Source organism: Roseateles aquatilis, assembly GCF_002205645.1.
In the GTDB taxonomy this organism is placed as follows: Bacteria; Pseudomonadota; Gammaproteobacteria; order Burkholderiales; family Burkholderiaceae_C; genus Roseateles; species Roseateles aquatilis.
Window position 1 is genome coordinate 244,856 of sequence record NZ_NIOF01000004.1, and the last position, 16,524, is coordinate 261,379.

Here is a 16,524-nt window from a genome sequence, read left to right on the forward strand (position 1 = left end):
CCTTCGCCATGAACGCACCCCTCCTGTCCCAGCGCGCCCGGCACGCCTTGCCGGTCATCTCGCGCATCGCCGCGGCGATCGGCGGCGGCTACGTCTTCTGCTGGGGCTTCATCGCCCTGGGCCTGAGCGGCCTGTACGCCGCCGGCATGTCCTTCCACGACGCCGAGCACCTCAGCGCCATCGTGGGCGTGCTGCTCTTCCTGGTGGTGTTCTGCTGGGCCTTCGGGGCGCGCAGCATTGCGCGGGTGTGGCTGGTGCTGCTGCTCGGCGGCGGCTTCATGAGCGGCCTGGCCGCGCTGACGCAGCACGCGCTCGTCTGACCCGCAACGGAGCGACTGATGTTCCAGAACTTTCGTCTGTCCATGGCCTGGCTGCACACCTGGTTCGGCCTGGTGCTCGGCTTCGTGCTGATGGTGGTGTTCTTCTTCGGCTCGCTGTCGGTCTTCGACCGCGAGATCGACCGCTGGGCCCTGCCCGAATCGCGTTTCGAGCCGCGGCCGATGCCGTCGTTCGACCAGGTCCTGCGCCCGGCGTTCGAGCGCATGCAGCCGACCAAGGCCAGCGTCGCGCTGCTCAAGGACCGGGTGAACGGCCCGCTGCCCGAGCGCTACGACACGGTGCGCAGCTGGGGCGCGTACACGACGCACCGCGATCCGGTGGTGGCCGTCTTCGCCAGCTACGAGGTGCCCGGCGCCAAGGACCCGGACGACGGCGCCTGGGCCAGCCACGCGCTCGACCCGCGCGACGGCTCGGTCCTGCCGGAGGGGCAACTGGCCATCGGCAGCCAGTTCTTCTATCCGCTGCACTACAGCCTCAACCTGCACTGGAAGGACCTGGGCTACTGGATCGTCGGCTTCGCGGCGCTGATGATGCTGGCGGCGCTGGTCAGCGGCGTCGTCATGCACCGCAAGATCTTCCGGGAGTTCTTCACCTTCCGCCGCGACAAGAGCACGCAGCGCAGCGCGCTGGACCTGCATAACCTGACCGGCGTGGTGGCCCTGCCGTTCCACTTCTTCTTCGCGTTCACGGGGCTGGTGATCTTCGCCGGCATCTACTTCCCGATCGGGCATACGCAGCTGCACGACCTGCACGAGCTCAGCGAGAAGATCGAGGCGCACGAAACCGGCCTGCCGCACGACCGCGCCGGCGTGGCCGCGCCGCTGGCCCCGGTGGACCCGATGGTGGCCGAGGCCCGGCGGCGCTGGGCCGCCAGGGGCATGGCCGGCGACGTCGGTTTCGTCGGTGTCCAGCACGTGGGCGACGCCAACGGCTACGTCAGCGTCTACCGCGCCGGCACCGACCGCGTCGCGCTGACCGGCGAAGGCATCCACTTCAAGGCCAGCACCGGCGAGCTGCTGCGCGAGGACCCGCCGCGCACCGCCGTCGACAGCGTCAACGAGTTCCTGACCGGCCTGCACCTGCAGCACTTCCGCCACTGGCTGCTGCGCTGGCTTTACGTGCTGGGCGGGTTGCTGGGCTGCGTGTGCATCGCCACCGGCTTCATCTTCTTCGTCGAGAAACGCAAGAAGCAGCACGCCAAGACCGGCGGCCAAGGCAGCCGCATCGTCGACGCGCTGGCGGTGACGACCGTGACCGGCATGCTGATCGCGACCACGGCCCTGCTGATCGCCAACCGCGTGCTGCCGGCGGGGCTCGCGGACAAGGGCGGCTGGGAGCAGACGGTGTTCTGGAGCGCCTGGGGCCTGGCGCTGGCGCATGCCTTCGCGCGCGGCGGCGGCGTGGCGCGCGCGCTCATCAACCCGGCCTGGCGCGAGCAATGCGTGGCCGTGGCCATCGGCGCGGTGACGGCGGTCGTGGCCAATGCGGTCTCCACCGGCGATCACCTCGGCCGGACGCTGCCTGACGGCTACTGGCCGGTGGCCGGCGTGGACCTCGGCCTGCTCGCCCTCGCGGCCGTCACCTTGCACGCGGCCGTGCGTGTCGGCCGGCGGGAGAAGCGCTCCCAGGTCGCCTCGCCCGCGAAGCCCACGTTGACGGAGCCCCGCCATGTCTGATCCGACGCTGTTCTTCTGCGGCGCGGCGCTGGCGGCGCTGGCCGGCTTCGGATGGCTGGCGCTGGCGATGGACACCCATTGGGAACAGGTGCACGGCGCCGCGCCGCGGTCCGCGGGCGCCGTGCGCGCGCTTCGCGTGGCGGGCTGCCTCGGCCTGGCCGCCTCGCTGGCGCTGTGCCTGATGGCGGACCATCCGTCGATGGCGGCGCTGGTGTGGCTGATGCTGCTGGCGGCATCGGCGGTGGCCGTCGGCATGGCACTGTCGACGCGCCCCGCGTGGCTGAGGGTGCTCTGGCCGCGCGGGCGATCGGCGGCGGCCTGACTCGACCCGGGTCGGCGGCGCGGACGATAGAAATTGCTTCGTCTGAAAGTTCCACAGGCAATTTTTCGTTAACCGCAACGCGCTGATACTCCGGGCCATCCTGATGCCCGAGCGACCATGCGCAGCAAACTGTTCGTCCCCGGCATCCGCCCCGAGTTGTTTGCCAAGGCCCTGGCCAGCGAGGCGGATGCGATCTCGATCGACCTCGAAGATTCGGTGCCGCCGGACCGCAAGGCGCAGGCGCGCCAACGGGTCGGCGAGTTCCTGCGCGGCCACGCCGCCCAGGCCACGCGCAAGCTGCTGATCGTGCGCGTCAACGCGCTCGACACGCCGCATTTCGAAGCCGACCTGCAAGCGCTGCGCGGCGCGGCGCTGGGCATGATCAACCTGCCCAAGCCGGAATCGGCCGACGACGTGATCGCCGCGGTCACCGCGATGGACCGGGTCCTGGGACCCGAGGCCGCCGTGCCGCTGCTGGCCAACATCGAGACGCCGCAGGCGCTGCGCCGCGCGGCCGAGATCGCCGGCGCGCACCCCCGCGTCGCCGGCCTGCAACTGGGCCTGGGCGATCTGTTCGAGCCCTTCGGCATCGCACGCGACCGCGTGGCCAATGTGCACGCCGCGATGTTCGCGGTCAGCCTGGCGGCGGCCGAGGCCGGCGTCTTCGCCTGCGACGGCGCCTTCGCCCACATCGCCGATGCGGAAGGCTTCCGCGCCGAGGCGCAGATGGCCCACGCGCTGGGCTTCATCGGCAAGAGCTGCATCCACCCGAGCCAGATCGCGGCGGCCAACGAGGTCTTCGCGATCGACGCCGAGGCGCTGGCGCAGGCCGCGCGCATCGTCGAGGCCGCGCGCGCGGCCGACGCGTCGGGCCGCGGCGCCTTCGTCGTCGACGGCCACATGATCGACCCGCCCTTCCTGCGCCGTGCGCAATCGCTGCTCGCCGCCGCGGCGCGCGTCGCCTGATCCTTTCGCCTTCCCGGTCCCCGCATGACTCTCCTTCTTGCCGCTCTCCGACATCTCCTGATCCTGACGTGCTGCCTGGCGGGGCTGGCGCGAGCCGACAGCCTGGCCAGCGTGCGCGGCGGCGGCGCGCCGCCGCTGCCCGGCGCCGCCCCGATCGACGCCCTGCTCACGATCGCCGGCCAGCCGGTGGCGATCGCCGGGGACCAGGCCTGGACGCTGGTGGACGGCAAGACCTGGAGCGCCTCGCCGTGGACGGCCGACGCGCCGCTGCTGGCCACGGCCGGCGGCGGCGACGCGGCCTTCGCGCTGCGCGGCGGCGCCCGCGTCGACCAGTTGCGCCTGCGGCAAGGCGGTCTCGTCGCCACGTCGCTGGCGCCGCTGCCGCTCGCGCTCAGGAACGCGCGGGTCGCGACGCTGGGCGCCAGCGTCTTCGTCGCGGGCCGCGATGCCCAGGGCCAGGCGCGGCTGTACGAGATGAAGGCCCCCGATGCCACGATGCCGTGGCAGGAGCGCCCGGCCTGGACCGGCGTGGGCGAGCCGAGCGCGCTGGTCGGTCAGACCGGCGCGCTGTTCCTCGCGCTGGACAACGGCCACTGGCTGCGCTGGTCCGCCGACAAGGGCTGGGCGGAGCGCGGCACGCTGCCTGGCGCGCTCACCCCCGGCGCGCTGCGCGCGATCGGCCAGGCCCACCTGCTGATGCTGTCGACCGCCCCCGGCGCGGCGACGCAGCTGATGACCTTCCACACCATCACCGGCTCCTGGGCCACGCTGCCGGCGCCGACCATCGCCGGCGCGCGCCTGGGCACCAGTTGGGGAGACGGCCTGCTGTGGCTGCCGCCCGGCCAGGGCCAGGCCTTCGTCGGCGCCGAGGTCGAGGCCGGCAAGCAACTGCTCAAGTGGCTGGACTGGGTCGTCATCGTCGTCTACCTGGTGGCGATGCTGGGCATGGGCGCCTACTTCTACCTGCGCGAGAAGCGCAACTCGACCTCGGACTTCTTCGTCGGCGGCCGCAGCATCCCGTTCTGGGCGGCCGGCATCAGCCTGTACGCGGCCAACACCAGCTCGATCAGCTACATCGCGATCCCCGCCAAAGCCTTCGAGAGCAACTGGCAGTACATGACCAACAACCTGGTCGCCGTCGTCGGCCTGATGTTCGTGGCCGTGTGGATCGTGCCGCTGCTGCGCCGGCTCGACCTGATGTCGGTCTTCCACTACCTGGAGATCCGCTTCCACCCCGTCATCCGCATGCTGGCCAGCGCGCTGTGCATCGCGGTGCAGATCGGCAGCCGCATGAGCGTCGTGCTGTTCCTGCCGGCGCTGGCCATCGCCACGATCACCGGGCTGGACGTGGTCTGGAGCATCCTGATCATGGGCGGCTTCACCATCGTCTACACGGCGATGGGCGGCATGAAGGCGGTGGTCTGGACCGACTTCGTGCAGCTGTTCGTCAAGATGGGCGGCGCGATCTTCGCGATCGGCTTCATCGTCTATCAGCTGAACGGTGGTTTCGGCGAGTTCATGCAGGTCGCCGCCGCCGAGAGCAAGACCAAGCTGTTCGACTTCAGCTTCGACCTGACCAAGGCGACCGTCTGGGGCTTCATCTTCCTGGTGCTGTTCGACGTGGTGCTGACCTTCCCCAAGGACCAGGTGCTGATGCAGCGCGTGCTGTCGACCAAGTCCGACAAGGAGGCGGGCCGCTCGATCTGGGCCTTCGCGGCGATCATGATCCCGGGCGGCTTCGTGTTCTACGGCATCGGCACCGCGCTGTTCGTCTACTACAAGGCCAACCCGGAGCGCATGAACCCGCTGCTGCCCATCGACGCGACCTTCCCGCTGTTCATCGCCGCGGAGCTGCCCATGGGCATCACCGGCCTGATCATCGCCGGCATCTTCGCGGCGGCGATGGCCACCCTGTCCAGCATCATGAACAGCGTGGCCACGCTGGCCTCGGTCGACTTCTACGAGAAGCTCGCCAGGAACCCGACGCCGAAGAACAGCGTGCGCTTCGCCGAGGTGATGACGGTGGTGGCCGGGCTGCTGGGCATCGCCACCGCGCTGCTGCTGTCGCGCTTCGACATCCACTCGCTGTTCGACGTGTCGATCGAGCTGGCCGGCCTGCTCGGCGGCGGCTTCGCGGGCGCGTACACGCTGGGCATGTTCACCCGCCGCGCCAACTCGGGCGGCGTGGCGATCGGGGTCGCGTCCAGCATCGTGCTGACCTCGATCGCCTGGTCGATGAAGCTGGTGCACCCCTACTTCTATCTGGCCATCTCCATCATGTTGTGCATCGTCATCGGCTACCTCGCCAGCCTGCTGTTCCCGGCGCCGACGCGCTCGCTGAAGGGCCTGACGATCTACAAGGACGTCTGAGTCTGTGCGAGCCGCACACGGCAGCGTCCGCCCAATCGTGTAGCCTGCCCGCGTGGACACCCAGTTCCTGAACACCTTCGTGGCAGTCGTCGACCATGGCTCGATGGCGGCGGCCGCGCGCCTGCTCAACATCACGCCAGCCGCGGTGGCGCAGCAGATCCGCACGCTGGAGCGCGAGATCGGCGCGCCGCTGATCGCGCGCGTGGGCCGCACCGTCAACGTGACCGAGTCGGGCTCGCGCATCCTGCAGCGCGCGCGCGACCTGCTGCGCGACGTGGCCGACCTCAGCGCCGTGGCCAACGACGACGCGACCGCCGGCGAGTTGCGCCTGGGCGCCGGCACCAACGCGCTGACCGGCATGCTGCCGGACATCCTGGCGCGCATGGTCGAGCGCTTCCCCCGCATCAAGGTCTTCATCAAGCCCGGTTATTCCCCCGACCTGCACCGCAGCGTCGAGAACGGCGAGCTCGATGCCGCCATCGTGCTGCAAGCGCCCTTCGCGCTGCCCAAGACCTGCGACTGGGAGCTGCTGCGCGAGGAGCCGCTGGTGGTGCTGGCGCCCGCGCGCATGGCCGGCCGCGACCCGCACGAGCTGCTGGCCACCGAGCCGCTGATCCGCTACGACCGCAGCCAGTGGGGCGGCCGGCAGGCCGATCAGTACCTGCGCCTGGTGGGCATCACGCCGCGCGAGCGCTTCGAGCTGAACGCCTTGAACGCGATCGCGGTGATGGTGGACCGCGGCCTGGGCGTGTCGCTGGTGCCCGACTGGGCGCGGCCCTGGCCCGAGGGCCTGCAGCTGGTGCGCATCCCGCTACCGCGTGAGTTCGAGCCGCGCCGCATCGGCATCGTCTGGTCGCGCTCGACGATACGGGTGCGGCTGGTAACGGCCTTCCTGCAGGAGAGCCGCGCGGCGATGGCGGCCCATGATGGCGACCCGTGCCCGGCCGTCGCGGACGACACGAAAGCTGTCGTGTGAACGTAGCCGCCGCTACTTTGAGATCGGGCGGCGCACGCTGAGACTGGGTCTCCCAACGAGGAGACAACATGACAGAAAAACAATCGCCCCCACCCCTGATGACGCCGCCGCCGCGCCCGCGCGGGCCCGGTGAACTGAGCCGTCGAGGGCTGGTGCTGGGTGGCCTGGGCAGCCTGAGCTTGGCGGCCTGTGGCGGCAGCGACGGCCTGCCCGTCGTCGTGCCGCCGGTGGTGGTCGCGCCGCCGCCGCCCGCGACCCCGAGCGCCAGCTCGATCACCGAGATCAGCTTCGCCTCGGCGGTGCTCGGCGGCACGCGCTACTACAAGGTCTACCTGCCGGCCGGCTACGAGACCTCGGGCCTGCGTTACCCGGTCGTCTACATGCTGCACGGCCGCGGCGACAACCTGTCGGCCTGGGGCCGCAACAAGGCGATGTGGGACGAGCTGATCGCGGCCGGCACGGTGCCGGCCTTCATCGGCATCATGCCGGACGCGCCGTCCAGCGACCGCGGCGGCTACTACGTCGACTCGGCCTACACCAACCCCAAGCTGCCCGGTGCCAAGGTCGAGACCGGCATCGTCGGCGAGCTGCTGCCGCATGTCGACGCCACCTACCGCACCCTGCCCCAGCGCACGGCGCGCGCGTTGATGGGTTACTCGATGGGAGGCTATGGCGCGCTGCGTTATGCGCTCGTCTATCCCGAGCTGTTCTGCGCCACCATCGTGATGAGCCCGGCCGTCTACACGCCGCTGCCGCCGGCCGGATCGAGCACGCGCGAGTTCGGCGCCTTCGGCACCGGCAACACCCTGTTCGTCGACGAGATCTACCGCGCCAAGAACTATCCGGCGCTGCTGGACGGCTTCGCGGCCAAGGGCCTGCCGCTGCGCATGTTCATCGCCGCCGGCGACGACGAGTACAAGAACGAGGACCCGGCCGAGGCGCTCAACGACATCGACGTCGAGGCGCACCAGCTGTTCAACCGCGTCTCGCGCGTCAAGCAGATCACCGCCGAGCTGCGCATCCTCAACGGCGACCACGACTGGGGGGTCTGGCAGCCCGCCATGCGCGAGGGGCTCGCCGACATCTTCCGCAACATGGCCAAGCCGGCCTGATCCAGGCCGGTCCACGCGGAGCCGCGCGACGCCCCCTCGGCACGCAAGAAACGCTATCGCCTGAACATAGCTCGGGATAGTTTTTCTTGGCTCCGCGATCGCTGAGACTGAGCCCGTCGTTGAGGGTCCGGGACTGCGTTGCGGCCGCCCTGACCGGCCGGCCGGGCCACGGGACCATGCGCGGTGCCTGCCGATTCCCCGCCACCAAAACAGAGCTAAAAAATATATGAGACAAGCCCCTCCCTCCCTGTCCCTGTTGCTGCTGGTCAGCGCCGTCTCGGCCGCCTACGCACAGCCCGTTCCCCCCGCCGCCGCCGCCAGCGCCCCCGAGGCCAACGAGCCCGCGCAGCTGGAACGCACCATCGTCACCGGCTCGCGGACCGCCAAGGCGATCGACAAGATCCCCGGCGCGATCACCGTCGTGGGCAAGGCCGAAGTGGCCCACACGCTGGCGCTGACCGAAGACGCCAGCGCCGTGTTGGCGCGCAGCGTGCCGGGGTACTCCGAGTCCTCGCAGGCGATGAGCAACACCGGCGAGACGCTGCGCGGCCGCATCGCGCTGCGCCTGTTCGACGGCGTGCCGCAGGGCTCGCCGCTGCGCGAGGGCGGCCGCAACGCGACCTTCACCGACATGGGCGTGGTCGGCCGCATCGAGGTCATCAACGGCCCGTCGGCGTCCGAGGGCGTCGGCGCGGCCGGCGGCATCATCAACTACATCTCCAAGGTGCCGACCAAGCAGGGCAACGAGTTCGAGCTGATCACCCGCTTCACGACGCAAGGCCACGACGACAGCAGCGGCTTCAAGGTCGGCGTCAACTTCATGCGCAAGGACGAGAACTACGACCTGCTCGTGTCCGCCTCGCACATCGACCGCGGCATGACCTACGACGCGCAGCCGCGTCGCATCGGCCTGAACACCAGCGGCTCGGTCGCCGACTCGAAGGCCAACAACCTGTTCATGAAGGCCGGCTTCGATTTCGGCACCGACAAGAACCAGCGCATCCAGGTCTCGGCCAGCAAGTTCAAGATCGAAGGCAACAACGGCTATCGCCTGGTCGACGGCGACCGCGAGACCGGCTCGACCAACACCTCCGAGCGCGGCGCGGTCCCCGGCTCGCGCGCCGAGTTCAACGACTTCGAGCAGTTCACCGCGTCCTACCGCCACAACGACCTGTTCGGCGGCACCTTCACCGCCGACGCCTACATGGCCAAGCAGGCGATGCGGTATCCGGCCGAAAACGGCGACGACCGCCAGGATCCGCTGATCGCGCCGCTGGGCACGTTGTGGGACCAGTCCGAGATCTACACGAAGAAAAAGGGCCTGCGCACCTCCTGGACGCGCCCCGACATCTTCGCGATCAACGGCCTGGAGTTCCGCGGCGGCGTCGACCTGGTGCGGGACGAGGCGCAGCAGCGCCTGGCGCTGACCAACCGCCTGTGGGTGCCGCCGATGCTCTACAAGAGCACCGCGCCCTACGCCCAGCTGTCCTACGACCTGGGCCCGGTGACGCTCAGCGGCGGCCTGCGCCACGAGAGCGGCGACCTCAGCGTCGACAGCTACACCACCACCTACTACCGCAAGCGCGTCGACGTGCAGGGCGGCACCTTGAGCTACTCCGCCAGCCTGCCCAACGTCGGCGCCGTGCTGCGCCTGCCCAGCGACTGGTCGGTGTTCGTCTCGATGGGCAAGGGCTTCAGCCTGCCCAACGTCGGCATCCCGCTGCGCAACATCAACTACCCCGGCCAATCGGTGGCGGGCATCCTCGACCTGCAGGCCATCATCGTCAAGAACAAGGAAGTCGGCGTGAACTGGCGCGGCCGCGACGCCAGCTTCGGCGCCTCGGTCTACGACTCCAAGTCCGACCTGGGCGTGTCGCTGGCCATCGACCCCATCACCAACGACTTCATCATGAACCGCGCGCCGGTGCAGATCCGCGGCCTGGAAGTCTCCGGCGACACGAAGCTGACCCGCGACTGGAAGGTGTCCGCGCTGTACTCGCGCATCCTGGGCAAGACCACCTTCGTGTCGGGCGGCCCGCTGGACAAGCGCATGGGCGTGAACGACATCAACCCCGACAAGATCGGCGCCTCGGTGACCTGGAAGTTCGCGCCGGGCGGCGACGCCACGCTGGGCGCCACCCGGCTGCTGTCGCGCGACCTCAACGTCGGCAAGAGCGGCGAGGAGCACACCAAGGGCTACACGCTGTTCGACCTCAGCGCCAACTACGACCTCGGTCGCTACGGCAAGCTGACCGGCGGCATCGAGAACCTGACCAACAAGTTCTACATCCTCAGCTGGTCGCAGCTGGCGGGCTACCGGAACTACTGGTCGGGCCGCGGCCGGGTCTATTCGATCACCCACACGCTGACCTTCTAAGTCCCGCAACCGGTCGGGGTCCGGCCGTCGCGCCGGGCCCCGCCATCCAACCCGATGCTCCCCACCATGAACGCGCCCAGCGGCAACACCCTCCTCGTGGCAGGCTCTGCCAACCTCGATTTCGTCGTCCGAGCCAACCATGTGCCCGCGGCCGGCGAGACCGTGCTGGGCCGTGACTTCGCCACCTTCCCCGGCGGCAAGGGCGCGAACCAAGCGGTGGCCGCCGCGCGCGCCGGCGGCGTGCCGACGCAGATGCTGCTGGCGCTGGGCAGCGACGCCGCCGCCGCGCCGATCGAGGCCTCGCTGAGCGGTGCCGGCGTGCTGCAGCACATCGTGCGCGTGACCGACCAGGCCACCGGCAGCGCCTTCGTCTGCCTGTCCGACGCCGCGGAGAACGCCATCACCGTCGCCCCCGGCGCCAACGCCGAGCTGCTGCCCGACCACCTGCCGCCGCTGGCGGGCATCAGCCATCTGCTGCTGCAGCTGGAGACCCCGGTGCCCTCCGTCACCGCCTACGCGCAGAGCGCCCGCGCCGCGGGCGTGACCGTGGTGCTGAACGCCGCGCCCGCGCAGGCCCTGCCGGCCGCGCTGCTGGACGCGGTGGACGTGCTGATCGTCAACGAGGGCGAGCTCGACGTGGTCGCCGGCCCGGCGGCCTCGCTGACCGAGGCGCTGGCCCGCCTGGCCGTGCCCGTCGTCGTGGTCACGCTGGGCGCGCGCGGCTGCTGCGCGCGCAGCGGCGGCGCGTTCCACCTGCAGCCGGCCTTCCCGATCGACGCCGTCGACAGCACCGCCGCCGGCGACACCTTCTGCGGCGCCCTGGTCGCCGCGCTCAGCGGCGGCGACGACCTGCCCGCGGCGCTGCGCCGCGCCAGCGCCGCCGCCGCCCTCGCCTGCACCCGGCTGGGCGCGCAGACCAGCGTGCCCACGCGCGCCGAGGTCGATGCCTTCCTGCAGGCCCGCGCCGACATCGCGCGACACGACGACGCATTGGCCGCCTACTGCGGCCTGGCCCTGAGCCCCGCCTGATTCCCTACGATAGCCGCATGACCGATACCGACCACCTGACGCCGTCCGGTGACGATGACCGTCGTCCCGTCAAGACCGAATTCCGCTTCTCGCATGTCACCACCGGCCGCTACCTGCCGACGCCGGGCAAGGCGCCCGGCTGGCCCTTCGCCGAGATCGGTCACTGGAAGATGGACGCCAAGGGCACGGCCGAGGACTGGCTGCGCGAACTGATCGACTGGCGCCGCGAGCACCTGATCCGCATCGGCTACGACGACGCCAACTACCGCCGCCCCGAGCTGCAATGGGCGCAGCGCAATTTCGTGCACGCGCAGATGATGGTGGAGGACCGCTACTTCTACGACCCGGTGAAGGGCGAGTACACGGTCGACCGCTACCTGGACGACCTGGAGGCGCGCTTCGGCGGCATCGACAGCGTGCTGATCTGGTACATCTACCCCAACATCGGCGTGGACGACCGCAACCAGAGCGACCTGGCCCACGATCTGCCGGGCGGACTGGCCGGCCTGAGGGGCGCGATCGCCGACTTCCACCGCCGCGGCGTGCGCGTCTTCCTGCCGACCAAGCCCTGGGACAACGGCACGCGCGAGCAAGGCCAGCGCGACTGGCACGCGATCGCCGACATCATCCGGGAGGTGCGCGCCGACGGCATCAACGGCGACACCTACAACGGCGTGCCGCGCGCGTTCTTCGACGCCTGCGAGGCGGTCGGCTGCCCGATCGTGCTGCAGCCCGAGTCGACGATCTCCTCGGAGGAGCAACTGATCTGGAACGTGCAGAGCTGGGGCAAGAAGGTGCCGGCCGACGTGATCCCGTCGGTGGCCAAGTTCAAGTGGCTGGAACCGCGCCACATGATCAACCTGGAAAACCGCTGGGGCCGCGACCGCACGAACGACCTGCAGTACATCTTCTTCAACGGCGTCGGCTACAACGCCTGGGAAAACATCTGGGGCATCTGGAACCAGCTGACCCCGCGCGATGCCGAGACCCTGCGCCGCATCGCCACCCTGCAGCGCCAGTTCGCGCCGCTGATGGTGAGCATGGACTGGCGGCCCTATGCGCCGACCTTGCAGGCCGGCATCTTCGCCAGCCGCTTCCCGGGCGACGGGCAGGTCCTGTGGACCCTGGTCAACCGCCATGAATACACGGTCGCCGGCGAGCAGATGGCGCTGCCGCATGCCCAGGGCCGGCGCTACCTCGACCTCTGGAACGGCCGCGAGCTGCACCCGCGCGTCGTCGACGGCCAGGCGCTGATCGAGCTGAGCCTGGAGCCCCGCGGCTACGGCGCCGTGCTGGCGCTCGAGGCCGGCCGATCGGTCGACGGGCTCGATGCCTACCTGGCCCTCGCGGCGGACTTCGCGCGCACGCCGCTGCAGAGCCTGTCGGCCGAATGGCGCGCGATACCGCAGCGGCAGGTCGAGATCCCGACGACCACGCGCCGGGCCGAGGCGCCCGCGGGCATGGTCACCATCCCCGCCGCGGAGTTCGAGTTCGTCGTCGGCGGCATCGAGATCGAAGGCCAGACCTGGGCCGGCGTGGACGTGCAGTACCCATGGGAAGACAGCGCGCGCCGCGGCCACCGTCGGCGCCTGCAATTGCAGACCTTCCACATCGACCGCCACCCGGTCACCAACCTGGAGTTCAAGCGCTTCCTCGACATCAGCGGCTACGCGCCGCGCGATGCCCACAACTTCCTGCGCGACTGGGTGGACGGCGCGCCGCGCGTGGGCTGGGAGAAGAAGCCGGTGACGTGGGTCGGCATCGAGGACGCCCGCGCCTATGCCGCCTGGGCCGGCAAGCGCCTGCCTCGCGAGTGGGAATGGCAATACGCCGCGCAAGGCGGTGACGGCCGGCTCTATCCCTGGGGCGACCGCTGGGAGGCCGCCGCCGTGCCGGCCCCCGATCTGAACCGGACGATGCGCGCGCCGGCCGATGTCGACGCGCATCCGCAAGGCGCCAGCCCCTTCGGCGTCGAGGATCTCGTCGGCAATGTCTGGCAGTGGACCGACGAATTCGAGGACGAGCACACGCGCGCGGCGATCCTGCGCGGCGGCAGCAGCTACCAGCCGCAGACCTCCCACTGGTACTTCCCGCAGGCGTATCGGCTGGACCAGCACGGCAAGTACCTGCTGATGGCGCCCAGCAAGGACCGCTCGGCCGGCATCGGCTTCCGCTGCGTCGTGGACGCCGCATGACGGCCGTGCGTCCCGCTCAGCAACTCGGCGGCGCGACGCGCCTGGGCGGTCTGCTCGGCCGCGCGCTCGACGCCAACCGCCGCGGCCGGCTGAGCCACTTCATCACCGGCCCGGACAGCCCCGCGATCGCCATCTTCGACCCGGCGCGGATCGCCAGGAACTTCGAGGGCGACTGGTACGGCGAGCACGCCGGCAAGTGGCTGGTCGCCGCGTCCAAGGCCTTCGCGCGGTCGCAGGACCCGACGCTGGCGGCACATCTGCGCCAGGTCGCGGACTACCTGCTCGACGTGCAGCAGCCCGACGGCTACCTCGGCACCTACGCGGCCGAGCGCCGCTTCATGGTCAGGCAGCCGCCCAAGCCGCTCAGCTGGGACGGCGCGCCGGCCCTGCGCACCTGGGACATCTGGACCCACAGCTACCTGCTGCTGGGCCTGCTCGAAGCGCACAAGGCGCTGGGCGACCTGCGCTACCTCGGCGCCGCGCGGCGCATCGGCGATCTCTGCTGGCTCAGCCTCGTGCAGGACGGCATCGACATCACGACGCTGGGCAACCACCACGGCATGTCGGCCACGGTGCTGCTGGATCCCGCCGTCGACCTGTACCTGACGACGCGGGAGCCGCGTTACCTGGCGCTCGCCGAATGCATCCTCGACCAGGCCGAGGCGCATCCCCAGCTGGCGCTGCTGAGCCGCGCGCTGGCGGGCGTCGACGCCTCGGAGATCGCCACCGGCAAGGCCTACCAGCTGGCGTGGAATCTCGTCGGCCTGGCCAAGCTGCACAAGGCCACCGGCCGCGAGGACTGCCGGCGCGCGGTCGAGACGCTGTGGACCAACATCCGCGACCACCACCTGAGCCTGGGCGGCGGCCCCTGGGGCGGCGTGGCGCATCGCTCGCGGGAGGTCTTCAATCCGCGCGGCGTGTTCGAGCCGCAGGCCTATGTCGAGACCTGCTCCACGCTGGCCTGGCTGCAACTGAATCGCGAGCTGCTACTGATCACCGGCGAAGCCCGCCACGCCGAGGAGATCGAGCGCAGCGCCTACAACGACCTGCTCGGCGCGATGGCGCCGAATGGCGAGGACTGGTGCTACTACTCGTTCCCGAACGGGCGGCGGGTGCACACGACCTACTGGCGCTGCTGCAAGTCCAGCGGCGCGATGGCCGTCGAGGAACTGCCGCCGCTGGCCTACGGCGTCACCGCCGACGGCGGCCTGGCCGTCAACCTCTACGGCCCGTCGACCGCCAGCCTGCAACTGCCCCGCGCGGGCACCGTGCGCGTCGAGCAGCAGACCGAGTACCCCTTCGACGGCCACGTGCGCCTGCGCCTGACGCAGGTCGACCATGGCGCCGCGCCCTTCGCGCTGCAGCTGCGCATCCCCGGCTGGGCCGGCGGCGCGACGCTGAGCGTGAATGGTGAAGCCGTTCCCGTCGAGCCAGGCGGGTATGCCGTCCTCGACCGCGTCTGGCGCGGCGGCGACGAGTTGCTGCTGACCTTGCCGATGGCGATCCGCACGCATCGCCGCACCCACCGCAACGTGCAGGAATCGCGCGCGCCCGACGGCTCGCCGGTGGAGCAGCAAGTGCTGCGCCACGACTACGTCGCGCTGAGCCGCGGCCCGCTGGTCTACGCCACGCCGCTGATCGACGGGTTCAAGACCGAGGAAACGATCAAGCTCCCCCCCGGCGACGAGAGCGAATGGCTGGAGTTGCTGCCCACCACCAGCGGCGGCGGCAGCGACACGGACGATGGCGAAGGCGAAGGCGAAGGCGCGGCGATCCGCCTGCATCTGGGCTATCGCGCGCCGCTGGACTTCGCCCCGTACTACCGCGCCGGTGGCCGTGTCGACGGCAGTTGGCGATTGACCTGGTTGTCCCTGGCCCCCGACACCCCTCCTGATCACGAGACATGACGAGCAAAGCGACATCCCAGCCCGGGCCCCTGAGCGGCATCCGGGTGCTCGACCTGAGCGCCTACATCGCCGGCCCCTACGGCTGCGCGATCCTGGCCGACCAGGGCGCCGAGGTCATCAAGATCGAGCCGCCCGACGGCGACAACCTGCGCAGCTATCCCTCCACGCTGGAGCGCGAGAGCCGGGCCTTCCTCGGCGTCAACCGCAGCAAGCGCGGGCTGGTGCTCGACCTGAAGAAGCCCGAGGGCCTGGCGCTGCTGATGCGCCTGGTGCGCGAGGCCGACGTGCTGGTGCATAACTTTCGCCCCAGCGTGCCCAAGCGGCTGGGCATCGCCCATGAACAGCTCAATGTGATCAACCCGCGGCTGATCTACTGCGCGGTGACCGGCTACGGCGAGACCGGGCCGATGAAGGACAAGGCCGGCTACGACCAGGTGCTGCAGACGATGACCGGCATGTGCGCCATGCAGGGCAAGCCGGGCGGTCCGCCGGAGATCCTCTACGGCTCGGTGGTCGACTACTACGCGGCCGCGTTGCTGGCGGGCGGCGTGTCCTCCGCGCTGTTCGAGCGCGAGCGCAGCGGCCTGGGCCAGTACGTCGGCGTGTCGCTGCTGCGCAGCGCGCTGACCATGCAGTCGGCGCGGCTGGTCTGGGCCGAGGGCGAGCCGCTGGACGTCGGCCGCGACATGCGTTCGGGCGGTGTGACGGGCATCCATCCGACGCGGGACGGCCACCTCTACATCTCCGCCAACACCGCGCGCTTCTGGAAGGCGCTGTGCGAGAAGATCGGCCGGCCCGAGCTGGCCGAGGACACGCGCTACGACAGCGTGCGCAAGCGAGCCCAGGCCGCGGCGGAGTTGATCCCGCAGCTGCACGCGGCGCTGCGCCAGCGCGGCGCGCTGGAGTGGGAAGCGCTGTTCGGCGACGACGTGCCCTGCGCGGCCGCGCGCCGCATCGAAGAGATGTTCGACCACCCGCAAGTGGTGGCGGAAGAGATGGTCAGCCGGGTCGAGCATCCGGTGCTGGGCCACTATCGCGGGCTGACGCGCTCGATCAAGTTCGGCCGCACGCCGGGCCCCGAGCCCTTCGCCGCGCCCACGCCCGGACAGCATTCGGCCGAACTGCTGGCGGACCTGGGCTACGAGGAAGAGGAAACGCGGCGGCTGGTGGAGAGCGGCGCGGTGCGCTGAGGGGTTTGGGCGCGGGAAGCGCCGCACCCATTGCACGATCCCATGGGAAACGGCTTAATCGCGCG

Annotated in this window: 12 protein-coding genes; all 12 read left to right on the plus strand. The window is 70.4% G+C overall.

What is annotated here, in order from left to right; translation table 11 throughout:
• Window positions 1–8 precede the first annotated feature (8 nt).
• The gene (locus tag CDN99_RS11610) at window positions 9–320 is read left to right on the plus strand and encodes an iron uptake protein (protein ID WP_088385010.1); all 312 of its coding nucleotides are present in this window, start codon (window positions 9–11) and stop codon (window positions 318–320) included.
• A gap of 18 nt (window positions 321–338) precedes the next feature.
• Complete coding sequence (locus tag CDN99_RS11615; RefSeq protein ID WP_088385011.1) at window positions 339–2,015, plus strand: PepSY-associated TM helix domain-containing protein; 1,677 nt, start codon at window positions 339–341, stop codon at window positions 2,013–2,015.
• The gene (locus CDN99_RS11620) at window positions 2,008–2,337 is read left to right on the plus strand and encodes a DUF3325 domain-containing protein (protein ID WP_088385012.1); all 330 of its coding nucleotides are present in this window, start codon (window positions 2,008–2,010) and stop codon (window positions 2,335–2,337) included. Before CDN99_RS11615 ends, CDN99_RS11620 begins: the two co-directional genes overlap by 8 nt.
• A 117-nt stretch (window positions 2,338–2,454) precedes the next feature.
• Window positions 2,455–3,303, plus strand: coding sequence for an HpcH/HpaI aldolase/citrate lyase family protein (locus CDN99_RS11625; RefSeq protein WP_088385013.1), 849 nt, complete (start codon window positions 2,455–2,457; stop codon window positions 3,301–3,303).
• A 24-nt stretch (window positions 3,304–3,327) separates the two neighbouring features.
• The gene (locus CDN99_RS11630; RefSeq protein WP_088385014.1) at window positions 3,328–5,673 is read left to right on the plus strand and encodes a sodium:solute symporter family transporter; all 2,346 of its coding nucleotides are present in this window, start codon (window positions 3,328–3,330) and stop codon (window positions 5,671–5,673) included.
• A gap of 52 nt (window positions 5,674–5,725) precedes the next feature.
• Window positions 5,726–6,649, plus strand: coding sequence for a LysR family transcriptional regulator (locus CDN99_RS11635; RefSeq protein ID WP_088385015.1), 924 nt, complete (start codon window positions 5,726–5,728; stop codon window positions 6,647–6,649).
• Between the two features lie 68 nt (window positions 6,650–6,717).
• Window positions 6,718–7,761: an alpha/beta hydrolase gene (locus tag CDN99_RS11640; RefSeq protein WP_088385016.1), complete on the plus strand. Its 1,044-nt coding sequence runs from the start codon at window positions 6,718–6,720 to the stop codon at window positions 7,759–7,761.
• A gap of 226 nt (window positions 7,762–7,987) precedes the next feature.
• A complete protein-coding gene (locus CDN99_RS11645; RefSeq protein WP_088385017.1) occupies window positions 7,988–10,138 on the plus strand; it encodes a TonB-dependent receptor in 2,151 nt (716 codons plus the stop codon).
• A gap of 66 nt (window positions 10,139–10,204) precedes the next feature.
• On the plus strand, window positions 10,205–11,167 hold the full coding sequence (locus CDN99_RS11650; RefSeq protein WP_202820255.1) for a ribokinase: 963 nt from the start codon (window positions 10,205–10,207) through the stop codon (window positions 11,165–11,167).
• 17 nt (window positions 11,168–11,184) lie between these two features.
• Window positions 11,185–13,362 carry an SUMF1/EgtB/PvdO family nonheme iron enzyme gene (locus CDN99_RS11655; RefSeq protein WP_088385019.1) on the plus strand — a complete coding sequence of 726 codons (2,178 nt, stop codon included), beginning with the start codon at window positions 11,185–11,187 and terminating at the stop codon, window positions 13,360–13,362.
• Window positions 13,359–15,269 (plus strand): glycoside hydrolase family 127 protein, encoded by a 1,911-nt coding sequence (locus tag CDN99_RS11660; RefSeq protein ID WP_088385020.1) that lies wholly within the window; start codon window positions 13,359–13,361, stop codon window positions 15,267–15,269. The genes CDN99_RS11655 and CDN99_RS11660 overlap by 4 nt, the downstream gene beginning before the upstream one ends.
• Window positions 15,266–16,459 (plus strand): CaiB/BaiF CoA transferase family protein, encoded by a 1,194-nt coding sequence (locus CDN99_RS11665; protein ID WP_088385021.1) that lies wholly within the window; start codon window positions 15,266–15,268, stop codon window positions 16,457–16,459. The genes CDN99_RS11660 and CDN99_RS11665 overlap by 4 nt, the downstream gene beginning before the upstream one ends.
• Window positions 16,460–16,524 lie beyond the last annotated feature (65 nt).